This window comes from Sphaerisporangium siamense (genome assembly GCF_014205275.1).
Classification (GTDB): domain Bacteria; phylum Actinomycetota; class Actinomycetes; order Streptosporangiales; family Streptosporangiaceae; genus Sphaerisporangium; species Sphaerisporangium siamense.
This window is the reverse complement of the sequence record NZ_JACHND010000001.1, coordinates 6,679,605-6,698,056: the sequence shown is the minus strand read 5'-3', so window position 1 is coordinate 6,698,056 and position 18,452 is coordinate 6,679,605. Positions and strand designations below refer to the sequence as shown.

Genomic DNA, 18,452 nt, shown 5'->3' with positions numbered 1-18,452 from the left:
CTTCCGCGCCGCGTGGCAGGGGAGCTCCAAGCCGTCCGGTGTTGATCCCTGCCGGTTGGGGGTTGCGCGCTATCGGGTGGGCTCACGGTGATCGGCCACGACGGTGCCGCTCGGGTGGGCTCGATCACTTCGATCATTGCGCGGAGTCGTCTGGATGGCCGGCTGTACGGCGAGGCCAAGGCGAAGGGTGGTTTGTAGTGGTTGAGGTGTGTTGAGCCCACCCGTGCCGCGCCGTCGTGGTCAGGCGCCGCGATCCCACCCAGAAGTGCACGCCAGGGAGCGGCGCGGTTGGAGACCGCCCTAGAGCGGCACGCCGGGAAGCGGTGCAGTCTGGAGATTTCCCCAGAAGTGCACGTCGGCGAGCCGCGCAGTCCGGAGACCTCCCAGAGCTGCACGCCGGGGAGCGGCGCAGTCTGGAGACCTCTCCAGAAGTGCACGTCGGCAAGCCGCGCGGCCCCGAGACTTCTCTCGGAGAACGACGGGGATGACCGAGGAGCCTGGACGACGCCCGGCCCCTCGGGCGGGGGCCGGGCGTCGTCGCCCGGGAGCCGGTGAGGTGGTTACGGGCGGTCGGTTTCGAGTTTTACGGTGTCTTCGATGGTGGGGGCGCCGGTGGTTCTGAGGGCGGGGTCGACGGGGCGGAGGTAGGTCTGGCGGACGCCGGGGACGCGGTCGTCGACGACGAAGGTGGCCTTGGTGTGGACGGCGGCGCCGGGCGTCTGGACGTGGGGTACGACGCGGAAGTCGGCCGTGAGCTGGTCGCGTTCGACCTTGGTGAGCACGTAGCCGCGCTGGTTGTTGTAGAACTTCAGGTGCGGGTTGATCTTGAGGAAGGGCTGGCCGGCGGGGTCGGAGTCGGCGCCGTCGCCGCCCGTGCTGATCGAGGTGGCGACCAGCTCCGAGCCGACCACGCGGCCGTCGGGGTCGTCGTAGTCGAGCTTGAGGTCGCCGGCCCAGTGCGCGTGCACGTCGCCGGTGAGGACGACGGCGTTGCGGACCCTGGCGTCCACCCAGCCCTGGGTGATCCTCTGGCGGGAGGCGACGTAGCCGTCCCAGGCGTCCATGCTGGTCACCTTGGCGGGCCCGGCGTTGTTGTCGCGCTGGCCGAAGAAGACCTGCTGGCCGATGATGTCCCACTGGGCGCGGGACTGGCGGAAGCCGTCGATCAGCCATGCCTCCTGCTCGGGCCCGGTGATGGAGCGGGCGGGGTCGAGGGCGGCCGGGCAGTCGCGGTAGCCGTCGCCGCAGGCCTGGTCGTCGCGGAACTGGCGGGTGTCGAGCATGTGGAAGGTGGCCAGGCGTCCCCAGCGGATCCGCCGGTAGAGCTGCATGTCGATGCCGCGCGGGACCGAGGTGCGGCGCAGCGGCATGTTCTCGTAGTAAGCGCGGAACGCGGCCTCGCGGCGGGCCAGGAAGTTCGGCTGGGGGATGTCGGGCCGCTCGGGCACCTCGTCGGCCCAGTTGTTGTCGAGCTCGTGGTCGTCCCAGACGACCAGCCAGGGGGCGGTGGCGTGCGCGGCCTGCAGGTCGGGGTCGGCCTTGTACTGGGCGTGCCGCTGCCGGTAGCCGGCCAGCGTCTCGGTCTCGGGGCCGTCGTGGTCGCGGACGTTGCCGCCGGGGATCGTGTAGGTGTCCTTGGTGTACTCGTACTGGTAGTCGCCGAGGTGCAGCACGAGGTCGGGGTGGTCCTCGGCGAGGCGCCGGTAGGAGGTGAAGTACCCGTGCTCGTACTGCGCGCAGGACACGAACGCCATGGAGAGCGGTCCGCCCAGGGTCAGCGGGTGGGGCGCGGTCCTGGTCCGGCCGGCGGGGGAGACGTAGGAGCCGAGGCGGAAGCGGTACCAGTACTCGCGCCCGGGCTGCAGGCCGCCGACCTCCACGTGGACGCCGTGCCCCCATTCGGGCGAGGCGATGGCCACGCCGGCGCGCACGACGTGGCGCAGGCGTTCGTCGGCGTACACCTGCCACAGGACGGGGAAGGGGCGGGACGGCATGCCTCCGGAGCCGTCCTCGGCGAGCGGCTGGGGGGCGAGGCGCGTCCAGATCACGAAGCCGTCGTGGCCGGGGTCGCCGGAGGCCACTCCGAGCTGGAACGGGTCGGTGCGCAGCCCGCGGGAGGCGAGGCTCAGCGCGGTCTCGGCGGCGGGGTCGGGCTCGGCGAGGGCCGAGGCGGCGGGGACTGTGGCGATCGCTCCTGCGGCCAGTCCGGTGACGAGGAATGATCGTCGGTCGAGACGCTGCACGGGATCTCCCAGGTCTGATCTTGGGGTGGTCACCCGTAGCCTTACCGACGATCATGAAAACCTAGTTAACGCCGACCATCATGAAAAGGGCATGGTTGCTGCCTCAGGTAGAGACGAGCACCAACCCGGCAGTCGCTCCCAGACCCCCTGTGGCCTTGGCCTGCGACTCTCACGCGTTGTCAGTGGCGTTGACGTACGGTGAACCGCGCCCCGCCGAAGCGCCCCACCAGAAGTTCGGGCCGCGCCCCCCACCGGGACGCGGCCCGCCGAGCGCGGCCTGCGGGACATGCTCCGCGAGGCGGACGGTCACACGGCCCCGGCGGAGGCGGGCGCGTCTTCCAGGAGCCGCCCGACGCGGGACAGCGTCTCGCGCAGGTTGGCCTCGGTGGTCAGCTCGCGGGCCTCGGCGATGGACGCCCACCGCAGCCGCGCCTCCGGGTTCTCCGGCCGCACCGCCTCGGGCGTGGCGGTGGCGAGGACGAAGCGCAGGTCGGCGTGCTCGTGCGCGGGCTCGGCGGACCCGGCGGCGACGGGGACGATGACGAGGTGCACCAGCGCCGCGTCCGGCCACGGCGTGAGGTCGGCGAGCCCGGTCTCCTCGGCGCCCTCGCGCAGGGCGATCGCGAGGGGAAGCTCCTCGTGCGGGTCGGCGTGCCCGCCCACCTGGAGCCACGCCCGCTGCCGCGGATGCCAGCGCAGCAGCACGCGGCGGGTCGGCGGGTGGACGATCAGCGCGGACGCCGTGAGGTGCAGCGGCGTCGCCCGGTCCCAGGGGTTCTCGCCAGAGGCCAGCGCACGGACCCGCCGCAGCTCGGCCGCCTCGCTCTCCGACGCCGGCGCGTACCCGCCGAGGACGTCCGCCAGTGTGGTGTGCCCGCCGTCGTGCCCGGCCGCGGTCATGTCGCTCCCCCCGTCGTCACCCGTACCCGGGAGATTCTGTCAGGAGACGCACGCCGCCAGGACCGGCCATCGCCACGGCGACGGACCGCCCGGCCCTGATGACGAGGGCACCCGGCCACGCCGTTGGGGCCGGGCGCCCACGTCAGGCGCCGCTCGGGAAAGCGAGGCCGGAGCCGGACGTCACTCCGTGAAGCCGAGCGCGTCCAGGCCGGGCTGCTGCCAGCCGGTCTGGGGGATGTCGCCCCGGTAGGGCGGCGCGACGACCGGCGGCACGAAGGTCTCCTTGATGGCGCGGGCGTTGACCCAGCGGATCAGGTTGAAGATCGAGCCGGCCTTGTCGTTGGTGCCCGAGCCCCGGGCGCCGCCGAACGGCTGCTGCCCGACGACCGCGCCGGTGGGCTTGTCGTTGATGTAGAAGTTGCCGGCCGCGAAGCGCAGCCGCTCGGTCGCCTCGGCGATCGCGTACCGGTCGCGGGCGATGACCGCGCCGGTCAGCGCGTACGGGGACACGCCCTCCAGCTGGTCGAGGACGGTGTCGTAGTCGCCGTCGTCGTAGACGTGCACGGCGAGGATCGGCCCGAAGTACTCCTTGACGAACACCTCGTCCTCGGGGTCGGCGCCGACCAGCACCGTGGGCCTGACGAAGTAGCCGGTGGAGTCGTCGTAGGAGCCGGTGAGCACCTCCACCGAGCCGGTGGCCTTCGCCCGGTCGATGGCCGCCTTGTTCTTGGCGAACGCGCGCGCGTCGATGACCGCGCCCATGAACGTCGACAGGTCGGCGGCGACGTCGCCCACGGTCAGGGACTCGGCGGTCGCCACGAAGTCGTCGCGGATCCCGCTCCAGATCGAGCGGGGGACGTACGCCCGGGAGGCCGCCGAGCACTTCTGGCCCTGGTACTCGAACGCGCCGCGGATCAGCGCCGTGGTGAGCGCGGCCGGGTCGGCGGACGGGTGGGCGAGCACGAAGTCCTTGCCGCCGGTCTCGCCGACCAGGCGCGGGTAGCCGCGGTAGCCGGCGATGTTGGCGCCGACGGTGGCCCACAGGTGCTGGAAGGTCGCGGTGGACCCGGTGAAGTGGATGCCCGCCAGCCGCGGGTGGGTGAGCGCGACCTCCGAGACGGCCGCGCCGTTGCCGGTCACCATGTTGATGACGCCCGGCGGCAGCCCGGCCTCCTCCAGCAGGCGCATCGTGAAGTGCGCGGCGAACTGCTGCGTCGGCGACGGCTTCCACACGACCACGTTGCCCATCAGCGCCGCGGAGGTCGGCAGGTTGCCGGCGATGGCGGTGAAGTTGAACGGCGTGATCGCCAGCACGAAGCCTTCCAGCGGCCGGTACTCCATGCGGTTCCACACACCCGGCGACGAGCTCGGCTGCTCGGTGAGGAGCTGCCGCGCGAAGTGCACGTTGAAGCGCAGGAAGTCGATCAGCTCGCAGGCGGCGTCGATCTCGGCCTGCTGCGCGGTCTTGGACTGGCCGAGGATCGTGGCCGCGTTGAGCGTCGCCCGCCACGGGCCCGACAGCAGGTCGGCGGCCCTGAGGAAGATCGCGGCCCGCTCCTCGAACGGCAGCGCCCGCCATGCCGGGGCGGCCCGCAGCGCGGTGTCGACGGCGGCGCGCACGTCGGCGGCCGAGGCGTCGGCGGTGTGCCCGAGCACGTGGGCGTGGTTGTGCGGCTGCACGACCTCGATGGCCGGGCCGGTGGCCATGCGCCGCTCCCCGCCGATCGTCATCGTCAGGTCGATCGCCGTGCCGGACAGCTCCTTGACACGGCCCTCCAGCGCCGCCCGTTCGGCGCTGCCGGGGGCGTAGCCGTGGACCGGCTCGTTGGCCGGGACGGGGACGTTGGTGACGGCATCCATGACTGACCTCACTTGGAGCGGAGTGAACGCAGGAAGAAGGCGACGTTGGCGGGCCGCTCGGCCAGGCGGCGCATGAAGTAGCCGTACCAGTCGTCGCCGTAGGGCACGTAGACGCGGACGGTGGAGCCGGCGGCGGCGAGCGCCTCCTGCTTGTCGGTCCTGATCCCGTAGAGCATCTGGTACTCGAAGCTGTCGCGGCTCCGTCCGGCCTCGTCGGCGAGCAGCTCGGTGATCGAGATGAGCCGGTCGTCGTGCGTGGCCACCATGGGATACCCCTTCCCCTCCATGAGGATGCGCAGGCACCGCACGTACGCCTTGTCCACCTCGGTCTTCTTCTGGTGGGCGACGGTGGCGGGCTCGCGGTAGGCGCCCTTGACCAGCCGCACCCGGGAGCCCTCCCGGGACAGCTCGCGCAGGTCCTGCTCGCTGCGGTGCAGGTACGCCTGGATCGCCACGCCGGTGGAGGGGAAGTCCTCGCGCAGGTCGCGCAGGATCGACAGCGTGGAGTCGACCGTGGTGTGATCTTCCATGTCCAGGGTCACGGTGGTGGCGGCGTCCCGCGCGGCGGCGCAGACCTCGCGGGCGTGGTCCAGGGCCATGCGGTCGTCCAGCATCTGGCCGACGGCCGAGAGCTTGACCGACACTTCGGCGCGGTCGCCGAGGCCGAGGGGGCGCAGCGTGTCCAGCATCGTGACGTACGCCTTGACCGTCTCGGCGGCGGCCCTGGCGTCCTTGGTCTCCTCGCCGAGATGGTCGAGGGTGACCGTGAGGCGCGCGTCGGTGAGGCGGCGCACGGCGCGCAGCGCGTCTCCGGCGTCCTCGCCCGCGACGAACCGGTCCACCACATGCCGGGTGACCGGGAAACCCGATACGGCGCGGCGCGCGAGAGGGCTGCGCGAAACCGCCAGAAGCAGGGAACCGAGCATGTCAACCACCCTAAAAGCTGCACTTCAGCGGCTTCCATGGACATCCGCCACGGGCGGCGTCTACCCGGTTCATACAGATGTATGACAATGTGCGAGTGGATCTGCAGGAAACAGTCGATGAGATCGCGGGGATCCTGGACGCCTCCGCGACGCTGGAGGACCGCTCGTTCCAGATGCTCGCCTACGCGGCCCAGAGCGGGGACATCGACACCGTGCGCCGCGAGTCCATCCTGCGCAGGCGCGCCTCCGACGAGGTCCGCGCCTACTTCGAGGGGTACGGCATCGCCTCGGCCGAGGGCCCGGTCCGCATCCCGGCCGACCGGGGCCTCGGCGTGCTGGCCCGCGTCTGCGTCCCGCTGCGCCACCGCGGCGTCACCTACGGCTACCTGTGGCTGCTGGACTCCGGCGCGCTCGGCGACGAGCGGCTGGCCCGGGTCGCGCCCCTGGTGGAACGTGCCGCCGCCGCCCTGGCCAGGGAGGCGCGCAGCCGCCAGGACCTCGGCGCCCGCCTGCGCGACCTGCTGTCGGCCGACCCCGAGCTGCGCGCCTCCGCCGCGATCGATCTTCCCGGGCCGTGCGCCGCGATCGCCGTGCAGAGCGGCACCGGCGGCGTCGTGCCGCTGTGGACGCTGCCGCGCGGCGTGATCGCCGACGCGGGCGACCCGGTCACCGCCGTCCTCGTCCCCGCCGCGCAGGCCGAGGCCGTCGCGGCCCGGGTCATCGGCATGTACGGCACGGCGGCGGGCATCGGCGGCGTCCGGGACGACGTCGGCGAGGCGTGGCGGAGCTGGCGGGAGGCGACGCTGGCGCTGCGCGTCGCCCAGCGGGTGCCCCGGCACGCGCCCGTCGCCTGCTGGAGCTCGCTCGGCGTCCACCGCCTGCTCGCCCGGCTCTCCGCCGCCGAGCTGGCCGACCTCGCCGCCGAGGCCGCCGTGCTGGACGGCGAGCTGGCCCACACCGTCGGCACCTACCTCGACCACGCCGGGCACGCCGGGGAGACCGCGGCGCGGCTCGGCGTCCACCGCCAGACCCTCTACTACCGGCTGGCCAAGGCCGAGCGCGCCACCGGGCTCGACCTCGCCGACGGAGAGGACCGCCTCGTGCTGCACCTCGGGCTCAAGGCGGCCGAACTGCTGGACGGGCCCGCCCGCGCCCGGGTCAGGGCGCCCGGTAGATCTTGACCCAGTCCACGAACATCGACACCGTGGCGGGCGTGGACGCGTCCCGGCAGGGCGACCACTGGTTGCAGACCACGTCGTTCTGCAGGGTGAGGTGCATGGGCCGCGCCGCGGGGACGTTCGGCCCGGTGTACTCCCAGGTCCGCCTGCCGTCGAGCCAGAACGTCAGCCGTCCGGGCGTCCAGTCGACGGCCGCCGTGTGCCAGCGCGTGAAGTCGGCGCGCACCAGGCTTTGCGCCTGCCGCGACTCGCCCCGGTGGACGTAGATCCCCGCGCTCCGGCGGGTCGCGTCGATCACCTCGGCGAAGTCGACCTCGGCGTACTCGGGGCTCTGGCTCTCCGGCCACAGCAGCGCGACCAGCGAGTACCCGCGGCCGGGCTCGCCGCGGAACCGGACCTCCCAGCGGCCGTAGGTCTGCGACATCCGGCTCGCGACGCCGCCGGACAGGTCCTTGCCGCCGTAGAAGCCGCCGGTCATGCGCAGCATGCCGTCGTGGACGGTGGTCGCCTCGGCGGTGCGCGGGTTCACCGCGGCGCCGGGGGAGTGGTAGACCTCCCACTTGCTCGTGTCGACCCGGTCGCCGTCGAAGTCCTCCACCAGCACGGGCACGCCCCACCGGGCGTCGGGACGATCGGACGCGGCGCCGCCCGGCGGCTCGGCGGAGCCGGGCGCGGCCGGCGGAGAGGGAGGAGCGGGCGGGGTGCCGTCCAGGCCGGGCGGGGGGACAGGGGCAGGCGGGGGAACCGGGACCGATGGCGCGGCGGTGCCGCCGTACCGGTGGTCGTAGACGGGAGGCGGGGGGCGGTCGGGGCCGGCGTCCGCCGCACGGGCGGGCGGGGGAGCGGGACGGCTCACCACCGGCGGGGCGTGGGGCGGGTACGGGGGCGGCGTCCCGCGGCGGACCGCCGGCGGGGGAGTCACGGGAGGCGCGGGGGGTGTCTCGGGGCGGACGGCCGGCGGGGGAGCCGTGGGGGAGTGCCGGGCCGCCGGTTCCGGGATCGGGCAGAGCGTCAGGCTCGCCGCCACCACGATCAGGTACGCGCCACGGATCGACATGCGCCCAATGAAAACAGGCATCTGTCCGTGATCCCAGCGTTATGCCGAATTCGCGCCCCCTATGGCAGGTAGGTATTCACCATTTCCTAGCTTCACCGCACACTTGGCGGTGTGTCCGATTTCGAGATCCTTGTTCTGGGGTCCGGCCCCGGCGGGCAGAAGGCGGCCATCGCGGCGGCCAAGCTGGAGCGCACGGTCGCCATCGTCGAGCGGCGCGACATGGTCGGCGGGGTGTGCATCAACACCGGCACGATCCCGTCCAAGACGATGCGCGAGGCCGTCCTCTACCTCACCGGCCTCAACCAACGGGAGCTGTACGGCCAGAGCTACCGGCTGAAGGAGGACGTCACCGTCGCCGACCTCACCATGCGCACCGCGCACGTGGTGGGCCGGGAGATCGACGTCGTCAGGAGCCAGCTGTCCCGCAACCACGTCGCCATGCTGCTCGGCTGCGGCCGCTTCCTGGACCCGCACACGGTCGAGGTGACCGACGAGCGCGGCAAGACCGCCAAGGTCACCGCCGACAAGGTCATCATCGCCACCGGGACGCGGCCCGCGCGCCCGGACAGCGTGGACTTCGACGACCGCACGATCATCGACTCCGACGGGATGCTGCGGCTGGAGCACGTGCCCGACTCGATGGTGGTCGTCGGCGCCGGGGTGATCGGCATCGAGTACGCCTCCATGTTCGCCGCGCTCGGCACCAAGGTCACCGTGGTCGAGCGGCGGGAGCGGATGCTGGAGTTCTGCGACCTGGAGATCGTCGAGGCGCTCAAGTACCACCTGCGCGACCTCGCGGTCACCTTCCGCTTCGGCGAGACCGTCGCCTCGGTCGAGCGGCGGGCGCGCGGCTGCGTCACGGTGCTGGAGAGCGGCAAGAAGATCCCGGCCGAGACCGTCCTGTACTCGGCGGGCCGCAACGGCGTCACCGAGGGCCTCGGCCTGGACGCCGCCGGGCTCACCGCCGACGCCCGGGGCCGGATCGCCGTGGACGAGTACTACCGCACGGCCGTGCCGCACATCTACGCGGTCGGCGACGTCATCGGCTTCCCCGCGCTGGCCGCCACCTCGATGGAGCAGGGCCGCATCGCCGCCCACCACGCCTGCGACGAGCCGCTGCGGGGCATGTCGCACCTTCAGCCGATCGGCATCTACACGGTCCCGGAGATCAGCTTCATCGGCAGGACCGAGGACGAGCTGACCAAGGCGCACATCCCTTTCGAGGTCGGGGTGTCGCGCTACCGGGAGCTGGCGCGCGGCCAGATCATCGGCGACACCTACGGCATGCTCAAGCTGCTGGTCTCGCCCGAGGACCACGCCCTGCTCGGCGTGCACGTCTTCGGCACCGGCGCCACCGAGCTGCTGCACATCGGGCAGACGGTCATGGGCTGCGGCGGCACCGTGGACTACCTGGTGGAGGCGGTGTTCAACTATCCGACCCTGTCGGAGTCCTACAAGGTCGCCGCCCTGGACGCCATGAACAAGATCCGCAGAATGGCGCGCTTCGCCGACTGACGCCCGTTCCGGGCGGACGATAAGGTCCGCCCGGCATGTGAAGCAATATCACTTGATATACGACATGCGGCTTCGTTCCCTATGATGCGCGATCATGCGCCGCATCCTCGCCGCGTTCAGCGTGTGCGCCGTCCTCGCCTCCTGTGCCGCGGAGCCGGCCCGCGACGCGGCGCCTCTGGGCGTGGGACGGTGGCACGCCGAGCCCAGCCCCACGGCCACTCCCACGCGACCCGTGTCCCCGGCCAGGGCACCGGACCGGGTCCCCCCGCCCCAGGGCCGTGACGCCGCCGTCAGGAGCCCGCTCTACGCCGTGCCGAAGGTCCCGAGGACGTCCTGCCGCCTTCCCGTGGTCAGGGCGGGAAGCCTGGCCTCGATGCGGCGGTACGGCAACGCCTTCTCCGCCTGCCTGGACCGCGTCTGGGCGCGGGAGTTCAAGGCGGCGAGGACGTACTTCACGCCGCCGCGCCGGGTCTTCGTGCCGCGCCGGGTCAAGGATCGCGAATGCGGGACGATGCCCTCCAGAGGCGCGGACGGCACCTATTGCCCGGAGTCCCGCGCCTACTACGTCCTTCTGGAGCGGGACGACCTGTCCCCGGACGGGACCGCCCTGGTGGCCGACCTCGTCGCCCACGAGTACGCCCACCACGTCCAGCACATGGTCAACATCCTCGACTGGGAAGCGGAGGCCGCGTACGGCGCCAAACGCGCCGTACAGGACGTCCTGAGCCGGCGGCTGGAGCTCCAGGCGACCTGCCTGGGCGGAGTCGCGCTCCACCTCCTGCGCGAGGCGCTCCCGCCGTGGAGCCGGTTCCAGGAGTCCTATCAGGGCACGCTGGAGGCGCGGTGGGTCCGCGACCACGGGCGGTCGGACACGCAGTCGCGGTGGCTGGAACGAGGATTCCGGTCGGGACGGCCCAAGGCGTGCGACACCTGGACCGTCCCCGTACACGCCGTCACCTGACCGGCGCCCGGCTGCCCGGAGCCGGGGAGACCCGCAGAGGCCCGGGAGCGACGAAGCCCGTGCCACCCGGGGGTGGCACGGGCCCGGCGGGAGTGGTCAGGCGGCCTCGGCCTCGGCCTCGTCCAGCTCGACGGGACGGGCGCGGCCGGTCACGTTCTCGTACACGCGGACCAGTTCGCGGCCGATGCGCTCCATCGAGTACCGGGACCCGGCGCGGTCGGCGCCGGCGAAGCCCAGGGCCGTGCGGCGGGTGAGGTCGCCGAGGAGGGCGCGGGTGCGGCGGGCCAGGGCCGCCGGGTCCTGCGGGCGGACCAGCAGGCCGGTCACGCCCTCGACCACCGAGTCCAGGTGCGCGCCGACGGCCGAGGCGATCACCGGGACGCCGCAGGCCATGGCCTCCAGCGCGACCTTGCCGTTGGGCGCGGCGACCGGCAGCGTGAGGACGATGTCCGCGCCGCGCATCAGCTTCGGCATCGCGTTGTGGGTGACGTGGCCGAGCAGCGTGACCCGGTCCTCCACGCCGGCCTCCTTGGCCAGCAGGGTCAGGCGCTCCAGGTCGCGCTCGGCCTCCGGGGCGTCGGGACGGGGGCCGCCGGCGATCACCAGCTCCGCGCCCGGAATGCCGTCCAGCGCCCGGATCGCGACGTCGGCGCCGCCGCCCCGGCCGATGTGACCGACGTGCAGCAGGCGGGGACGGTCGCCGCGGGCGCCGGCCGGGCCCTGGCGGCGGAAGCGCTCGACGTCCACGCCGTGCGGGACGACGGCGATGGTCCTGCGCGGCACGCCCAGCCGGATCAGGTCCGCCGCCTCGCTCGCGCAGGACGCGACGACCGCGTTGGCCCGCCGCCCGATCGCCCGCTCCAGCTTGGTGCGGGCCGCGGCCTCGCGGTCGCCCGGGCGGGCGCCGATCGGGTTCGCGGCGTGGAAGGTCTGCACGATCGGCACGTCCAGGCCGTCGATCGCGGCGACGGCGGCCAGGCCGCCGGTCCAGGAGTGGGCGTGCACGACGTCGGGGCGGTCCTTGGCCCAGCGCTCCCGCAGATGGGCGCTGAAGGCGGAGACGTGCGGCATGACCGCGGTCTCGGGGAGCGGCCGGGCCGGGCCCGCGTCCACGTACTCGATCGCCACGCCGGTGGCCACCTTGCCGCGGGGCTTGCGGTCGGCGGCGTCGCGACGCGTGTAGATGGTGACGCGGTGGGCAGCGCTCAACTCGCGGGCGACGGCGAGAAGGTCGGACGAAAGCTCGTGCACGGAGACGAAGGCGATTTTCACGGCACACCTCAGGGAAGCCGGGTCGCGACGGACCCGTGAACGTACTGAGTTGTGCCTGCGTCTTAGGCACGAAATCTGTACGTCAGTGTACCGATGTCAGTTAAGCGGCAAACCCCTTTCGCGAAAAAATCTTGTAAACCCTGCCCCGGATCCACCCGGACAGGCCCCGCGGCGGCCCCGGCGGGCCCGCCGCAGCGCCAGGTCAGCGGGCGCGCCGCAGCGCCAGGATCGTCGTCTCGTCCAGCACCTGACCGCCGGAGAACGCCCGCTGGTCGTCCTCGACGGCCTTGACCACCGACGTCGCCGGCTGCCCCGCGCACCGGGCCAGCACCTCGGTCAGGCGGCCCTCGCCGTAGGCCAGCTCGGCCTGGCCCGACCTGCCGCGCGAGCCCGCCAGCCCGTCGGAGTACAGCACCAGCGTGTCGCCGATCGCCAGCGCGACCTCCTCGACGGGGAACTTCGTGCCGATCTCGATGCCGAGCGGCATGCCGCCCCCGGCGGTGTAGCCGACCTCGCCGTCCCCCTTCAGCACCGCGGGCGGGTGGTTGCCCGCCGAGGCCAGCCGGACGCGCCCGCCGCGCCGTCCCGGCGTGACGAAACCCGCGGCCACCATGACGAACATGCCGGTGTCCTGCGCGACCAGGGCGTCGTTCAGCCGCGCGACGACCTCGGCCGGGTCGTCCTCCCAGACGCTGAGCGTGCGCAGGCCGCCGCGCACCATCGCGGTCACCGACGCCGCCTCCTCGCCCTGGCCGACCACGCCGCCGACCGCGAACCCCCAGCCGTCCTTCACGCGGAAGACGTCGTAGAACTCGCCGCCGATCGCCCGCGGACCCGCGCCGGTGTGGTAGGCCGCCGCCGTGTCGTACCCGGGGATCTCCGGGAGCGTGCGCGGCAGCACGCCGGTCTGCAGGGTGTCCGCCGCCTGCGAGCGCTCGTGGAAGGTGCGCTGGGCGCGCAGGGCCAGCCCGATGTGCGCGCCGGCGTCCTCCATGAGCCCGAGGTCGGCCAGGCCGAACGAGGGACGCTCGCGCAGCCGCAGCAGCGTGAGCACCCCTACCGTCTCGTCGCCCACGCCGATGGGCACGCTCAGTACGGAGCCGGCCCGCGCCGCCTGCAGGACGGGCACGCCGTCGGGCAGGGCGCCGAGCAGCGACTCGTCCTCGACCATCTCGTGGACGACGCCCGTGCCGCTCTCCAGCACGTGCGAGATCAGCGGCGCCGCGGTGGGGGAGAGGCGCTCCAGCGTGCGGATCAGCCGCGACACCGGCTGGTTGGTGGGGCCGAGCACCAGCGACCGCCGCGCCACCCCATCGCGCACGACGTCGGCGATGACCCAGTCGGCGGTGTGCGCGGCCAGCAGGCGGCCCGAGCGGATCAGCGCGACCGGCTGGCTCAGGCTCTCCTCGTCCAGCAGCAGGCGGGTGAGCTGCGACAGCAGCTCCTGGCGCCGCGCGCCGGCCAGGAGCTGGGGCTCGTCCGGCGTGGCGTCCTGCTCCTCGGCGCGGCCGGGTTCGGGCGTGCGCGCCTCGACCGGCAGCGCGACCGCCGCGATCATCTCCTGCGGCTCGCCGGCCATGCGGAGCTGGGTCAGGACGAGCTGCACGTTGTGGGCGCGCCCCTGGTGGGCCAGCCGCGTCGGGAACGCCGCGGTCTCGCCGGTGTGCAGGACGGACGTCAGGTGCGAGCGGAACGCCGCCCGCCGGGAGACGTCCACGAGCAGCGGGAACGCGCGGCCGGTGAGATAGCCGTCCGGGCTGCCGAGCAGGCGGGACGCCTCGGCGTTCACCCGCCGCACGGTGCCGGAGGCGTCCAGCACGATCACCGGCACCGGCATCGCCCGGTAGAGCGTGCGCAGCAGCTTGAGCTCACGGTTCGTGCCGTCCCTGCCGCCGGGCCCCGCCGGCCTGCGGCGTGATTTGCCGAGCTCTCCGATCGCTCCCCGCAACAGGTCGCGGGCCGTGTCCAGCTCCACGAGCGCGGCGTCCAGCGTGGGCCCGGGGTCGGCGGGATAGGCCGCGCGGGCCTGGCGCAGCGACGAGATGCGGGCGGTCAGGCCGCTGAGCGCCTGTTCCAGCGCGGGCAGGTCGGTAGGCTCGGTCAATTGGGCGTCCTTCGTGTCACCGGGCGGGCGTTCCCCTGCTAGACGGTACGTCAACTACGGCGGCACGGCGCCCGCGCGTCGAAGAGCATCTCATGGCGCGAATTAACCTGAGGCTTCGGGGAACCGAGACCCGCAGATGAGCCTGCGTATGGAGCCCGCACATGGAGAAGGTGCTGTAGACGATGCCGGAGACGATGCGCATGTTCGGTCCCGCCCTCGCCCGTGATCTGGCGGCGCTCGGCCGCGTCCACGAGGGCACCTCGATGGAGAGCGTGCTGCGCGGCATCACCGGCGCCGTCGCCGTCGGCGTCCCGGGGTGCGCCGGCGGCACCGTCGAGCTGCGGCGCGACGAGCGGCTCATGTTCTCCGCCTCCCACAGCGACCTGATCGCCCTGATCGACCGCGAGCAGGCCCTCGGCGAGGGCCCCGCCCTGGAGGCCGTGGCCACCCGCAGGAACGTCCTGGTGCCCGACCTGCTGCAGGAGACGCGCTGGCCCCGGTACGCCGCGACCGCCGTCCGCTACGGCGTGCGGGCCGCGCTCGTGCTGCCGATCACGATCGAGGACGCCACGCTCGTGCTCGGCCTGTACGCGGTGCGGCCGGGGGCGTTCACCGGCGGCTCGGCCGACCCGCTCGCCGCCCTGCTCACCGAGCACCTCACCGTGGCGCTGGCCAACATCTCCGACTACGACGAGGTGCTCACCGACGCCGCCCAGCTCCAGGAGGCCCTCGCGGGCCGCTCGGTGATCGACCAGGCCAAGGGCATCATCATGCACGCCAGCGGATGCTCGGCCGAGGCGGCCTTCGACGAGCTGCGCCGCCTGTCCCAGCACCACCAGGTCAAGGTGGCCGACCTCGCGCGGCTGCTGGTCAGCGAGCACCAGAGCAAGCACGGCGGCGCGGCCCCGTCCTGAGCCGGGCCCGGGACGCCGCGGCTCCCGCCCGGCGCCCGGGACGGCCCCGGGGTCATCCGCGGAAGGCGGCCAGCGCCTCCTCCAGCGTGTCGTACAGCGGCAGCCGCTGCGCCAGGCCCGTCACCCACATCACCTTGGAGTTGGAGTACTGCACGCCGACCAGGGCGAAGTGGCCCTGCGCCGCCATCGTGCGCTGCCAGTGGTGGACGATCAGGCCGAGCGCCCGGGAGTCCATGAAGGTCACGCCCGCCAGGTCGAGCACCAGGTCGGGGCCGTGATCGTCGGTGATCTCGGCCAGGCTGTCGGTGAACTGCTGACGTGTGGTGGCATCGAGGATGCCGCTCACCCGGACCACCGGTACGCCCTCGGCAACCGCCGAGGTAAGGGTCAAAGCCGACTCGGCCTTGTCGGGAACGGTCACCACGCGCCTCCTCACCGCATCCTGGCGCATGGCGCCAACCCCATCGGGGGGTCAATCGCAACATTACTGTTGCTTAGGGGGTAGCAATACTCTTGATTTCTGGGGAATACTGGAGCCGAGGTCCAGCAGAGGGCCTCGTCTCGACCGTAGTACGCGAGGCGACGCCTGCTCTGCATGGGTTCAGGTGGTTCTCGCCTCGCTTGCAAGGCATACGAGGGAGCAGCAATGGCTGCCGAAGACCGCAGCACCTTCCCCCAGACCGACGTCACCGCCGAAGACCTCCTCCGTGAGCTGGCCGAGCCCGCCACCGACGAGGAACGCGCGGCGCGGCTTCGCGAGATGATAGTCGAGATGCACCTTCCCATGGCGCGTGAGATCGCCCGCCGCTACCGCCACCGCGGCGAGCCCATGGAAGATCTGCTCCAGGCCGCGTACGTCGGCCTGATGAAGGCGATCAACGGCTTCGACGCCGAGCTCGGCCACAGCTTCAGGGGCTACGCCATGGTCACGATGACCGGCGAGGTCAAGCGGCACTTCCGTGACCGCACCTGGGCCGTGCGGGTTCCGCGCCTCTACCAGGAGCGGCGCTCGGAGCTCAACCGTCTCGTCGCCGACTTCACCCAGGAGCTCGGCAGGTTCCCCACCGTCGCCGAGCTGGCCGAGAAGATGGGCATCTCGGAGGAGGACATGCTCCTCACGATGGACGCCTCCGCCGCCTACAGCACCCTGTCGCTGGACGCCCCGATGGGCGCCGACGACGACGCCGCCGCGCTCGGGGACGTCATCCCGGACGACGACGACGAGCTGGCCACCCTGGTCGACCGCGAGGCGATGAAGCCGCTGATCGACCGGCTGCCGGACCGCGAGCGCAACATCCTGTTGCTGCGCTTCTACGGCAACATGACGCAGGCCGAGATCGCCGCCGAGTTCGGCATCTCGCAGATGCACGTCTCGCGTATCCTCCGCAAGGTCCTTGACCAGCTCCGCGCACAACTCGTGGGCGCGAGCTGATTAGACGGGCGATCCCGGGGCACTGAATCGGGCGGAAAGCGGCTTGCGTGCAGGCCATCACCCTCGCGAAGCGGTGTCCCGGGGTATCTTCATCGATGTATGACGGCATTCCCGGGCACAGGGTGACCTAGTCTGATCGCTCATGGAGGCGGTTATCGGGTGAACGAGGACGATATTCCTCCTCCTCCCCGCTTCCTCGCGGACGGGGGCGGCACTTCGCTGTTCCCGTCCGGCGTGCCGGTCAGGGAACTGACCTTCTGTGTCGCCGACCTCCCCGAGGTGCGGGACTTCGCCGCGCTCCAGGCCCGCAGGGCCGGAATGGCGGAGGAGAGCATCGGGGACTATCTCGTCGCCGTCAACGAGGTCGCCACCAACGCCGTGACACACGGTTCGGCCAAGGCGCGGCTGCGCGTGTGGTGCGAAGGCGGCGACCTCCTCATCGACGTCCACGACGACGGCCACTGGATCATCGAAGATCAGCCCGGGATGATCGCCCCGCACGACTATTCGACGAGCGGCATGGGCCTGTGGGTGGCGCGCCGGCTGACCAAGCAGCTGATCCTCCGCACCGGCGCCGCTGGGACGAGCCTCACCATGCGCTTCCAGGTCTGACAGCTCGGATATATCCGGCAAAGCTGACAATTCTGGCAAATCCCCTGTTCGGCGGCATCGGATGGGGTACGTCCGCAACCATGAGGGAGCGAACCCCGCGCGTGCTCATCGTCGGTGGCGGCCACACCGGCATGTTCGCCGCCCTCCGCCTCCAGCGCAGGCTCCACCGCGGCGAGGCGTCCATCACCCTGGCCGACCTGGACTCCTACATGACCTACCAGCCGTTCCTCCCCGAGGCCGCGGCCGGCAACATCGAGCCCAGGCACGTCGTCGTCTTCCTGCGCCGCGTCCTGCCCGCGTGCACCATCCTCAGCGGCCGGGTCCTGGACGTCGAGCTCTCCTCCCGCTCCGCCGGGTTCCAGCCCTACGAGGGGCCGCCGCGCCGGCTGCGGTACGACCACCTCGTCTTCGTGCCCGGCTCGGTCTCCCGCACCCTGCCCATCCCCGGCCTCGCCGAGTGGGGGATCGGCTTCAAGACCCTCGAAGAGGCCATCCACCTGCGCAACCACGTGCTCGCCCAGCTCGACCTCGCCGCCTCGACCACCGACGTCCACGTACGGCGGCGGGCGCTCACCTTCGTCTTCGTGGGCGGAGGCTTCGCCGGCGTCGAGGCCCTGGCAGAGCTGGAGGACATGGCCGCCGACGCCTGCCGGTACTTCCGCACCATCGAACGCCGGGACATGCGCTGGATCCTCGTCGAGGCCACCGGCGAGATCCTGCCCGAGGTCGGCCCCGAGATGGGACGGTGGACCGCCCAGCAGCTCCGCGGGCGCGGCATCGACGTGCGCACCAGCACCCTGCTGAAATCGGCCGTGGACCGCCATATCGTCCTCAGCGACGGCGACGAGTTCGACGCGGGCACCCTGGTGTGGACGGCGGGCGTCAAACCCAACCCGCTCGCCGCGAGCGGCGACCTCCCCCTCGACGAGCACGGCCGCGTCAAGGTCGACGCCTACCTGCTCGTCGAGGGCACCCACTTCGCCTTCGCCGCCGGCGACAGCGCCGCCGTCCCCGACCTCGTCCATCCCGGCCTCACCACCCCGCCCAACGCCCAGCACGCCGTCCGCCAGGCCGCCCGGCTCGCCGACAACCTCATCGCCACCCTGCGCGGCGAGGAGCGGCGTCCGTACGTCCACCGCAGCGCCGGGTCGGTGGCCGGCCTCGGCCGCTACCGGGGCGTGGCCAACGTGTACGGGCACCGGATCCGGGGCCTCCCGGCCTGGATGCTGCACCGTGCCTACCACCTGTCGAAGGTGCCGACCTTCGAGAAGAAGTCCCGCATCATGGCCGACTGGATCATGGGCTTCTTCTTCCGGCGCGAGATCGTCTCCCTGGGCGCCATGCAGGACCCCCGCCAGGAGTTCGAGTACGCCGCCCGCACCACCCCGATCCGCGAACGCATGCTCGCCCGCGGCTGACGTGGTGGAAAGCCCGTTGGAACGCAGACGAGGGGGCGCCGTCCCGGCGCCCCCTCTTCG

General features: G+C 72.4%; 15 protein-coding genes. 7 read left to right on the top strand and 8 right to left on the bottom strand.

Annotation, left to right across the window (positions count from 1 at the left end; translation table 11 throughout):
* Positions 1-560 precede the first annotated feature (560 nt).
* The 4 genes from BJ982_RS30585 to BJ982_RS30570 form a co-directional block, all read right to left on the bottom strand.
* Positions 561-2,243 carry an alkaline phosphatase D family protein gene (locus BJ982_RS30585; protein WP_184885764.1) on the bottom strand — a complete coding sequence of 561 codons (1,683 nt, stop codon included), beginning with the start codon at positions 2,241-2,243 and terminating at the stop codon, positions 561-563.
* A 306-nt stretch (positions 2,244-2,549) separates the two neighbouring features.
* Entirely contained in the window at positions 2,550-3,143 is a 594-nt protein-coding gene (locus BJ982_RS30580) for an NUDIX hydrolase (RefSeq protein WP_184885762.1), read from the bottom strand.
* Positions 3,144-3,323: 180 nt separating this feature from the next.
* Positions 3,324-5,003, bottom strand: a complete 1,680-nt coding sequence (gene pruA / locus BJ982_RS30575) for an L-glutamate gamma-semialdehyde dehydrogenase (protein ID WP_184885760.1) — start codon at positions 5,001-5,003, stop codon at positions 3,324-3,326.
* 8 nt (positions 5,004-5,011) lie between these two features.
* Entirely contained in the window at positions 5,012-5,929 is a 918-nt protein-coding gene (locus tag BJ982_RS30570; protein ID WP_184885758.1) for a proline dehydrogenase family protein, read from the bottom strand.
* A gap of 95 nt (positions 5,930-6,024) precedes the next feature.
* Here BJ982_RS30570 and BJ982_RS30565 point away from each other — a divergent pair, with 95 nt between their 5' ends.
* A complete protein-coding gene (locus BJ982_RS30565; protein ID WP_239123144.1) occupies positions 6,025-7,110 on the top strand; it encodes a PucR family transcriptional regulator in 1,086 nt (361 codons plus the stop codon).
* On the opposite strand, the gene BJ982_RS30560 is transcribed toward BJ982_RS30565, so the two are convergent.
* A complete protein-coding gene (locus BJ982_RS30560) occupies positions 7,088-8,164 on the bottom strand; it encodes a glycoside hydrolase family 16 protein (protein WP_184885754.1) in 1,077 nt (358 codons plus the stop codon). The genes BJ982_RS30565 and BJ982_RS30560 overlap by 23 nt on opposite strands.
* Before the next feature lie 111 nt (positions 8,165-8,275).
* On the opposite strand from BJ982_RS30560, the gene sthA reads away from it, so the two are divergent.
* On the top strand, positions 8,276-9,679 hold the full coding sequence (gene sthA, locus BJ982_RS30555; protein WP_184885752.1) for a Si-specific NAD(P)(+) transhydrogenase: 1,404 nt from the start codon (positions 8,276-8,278) through the stop codon (positions 9,677-9,679).
* 94 nt (positions 9,680-9,773) lie between these two features.
* Entirely contained in the window at positions 9,774-10,640 is an 867-nt protein-coding gene (locus BJ982_RS30550) for a neutral zinc metallopeptidase (protein WP_184885750.1), read from the top strand.
* A gap of 96 nt (positions 10,641-10,736) precedes the next feature.
* Here BJ982_RS30550 and BJ982_RS30545 read toward each other — a convergent pair whose 3' ends face one another.
* The gene (locus tag BJ982_RS30545; RefSeq protein WP_184885748.1) at positions 10,737-11,912 is read right to left on the bottom strand and encodes a glycosyltransferase; all 1,176 of its coding nucleotides are present in this window, start codon (positions 11,910-11,912) and stop codon (positions 10,737-10,739) included.
* Positions 11,913-12,114: 202 nt separating this feature from the next.
* On the bottom strand, positions 12,115-14,016 hold the full coding sequence (locus BJ982_RS30540; protein WP_184885746.1) for a SpoIIE family protein phosphatase: 1,902 nt from the start codon (positions 14,014-14,016) through the stop codon (positions 12,115-12,117).
* Positions 14,017-14,198: 182 nt separating this feature from the next.
* On the opposite strand from BJ982_RS30540, the gene BJ982_RS30535 reads away from it, so the two are divergent.
* On the top strand, positions 14,199-14,930 hold the full coding sequence (locus BJ982_RS30535) for a GAF and ANTAR domain-containing protein (RefSeq protein WP_239123140.1): 732 nt from the start codon (positions 14,199-14,201) through the stop codon (positions 14,928-14,930).
* Positions 14,931-14,982: 52 nt separating this feature from the next.
* Here the strand turns inward: BJ982_RS30535 and BJ982_RS30530 are convergent, their stop codons facing one another.
* Entirely contained in the window at positions 14,983-15,351 is a 369-nt protein-coding gene (locus tag BJ982_RS30530) for an STAS domain-containing protein (protein ID WP_239123139.1), read from the bottom strand.
* Positions 15,352-15,576: 225 nt separating this feature from the next.
* Between BJ982_RS30530 and BJ982_RS30525 the strand changes: the two genes are divergently transcribed.
* The 3 genes from BJ982_RS30525 (at position 15,577) to BJ982_RS30515 (ending at position 18,392) form a co-directional block, all read left to right on the top strand.
* On the top strand, positions 15,577-16,362 hold the full coding sequence (locus BJ982_RS30525; RefSeq protein ID WP_184885742.1) for a SigB/SigF/SigG family RNA polymerase sigma factor: 786 nt from the start codon (positions 15,577-15,579) through the stop codon (positions 16,360-16,362).
* A 159-nt stretch (positions 16,363-16,521) separates the two neighbouring features.
* The gene (locus BJ982_RS30520; RefSeq protein WP_184885740.1) at positions 16,522-16,974 is read left to right on the top strand and encodes an ATP-binding protein; all 453 of its coding nucleotides are present in this window, start codon (positions 16,522-16,524) and stop codon (positions 16,972-16,974) included.
* Positions 16,975-17,054: 80 nt separating this feature from the next.
* The gene (locus tag BJ982_RS30515) at positions 17,055-18,392 is read left to right on the top strand and encodes an NAD(P)/FAD-dependent oxidoreductase (RefSeq protein ID WP_184885738.1); all 1,338 of its coding nucleotides are present in this window, start codon (positions 17,055-17,057) and stop codon (positions 18,390-18,392) included.
* Positions 18,393-18,452 lie beyond the last annotated feature (60 nt).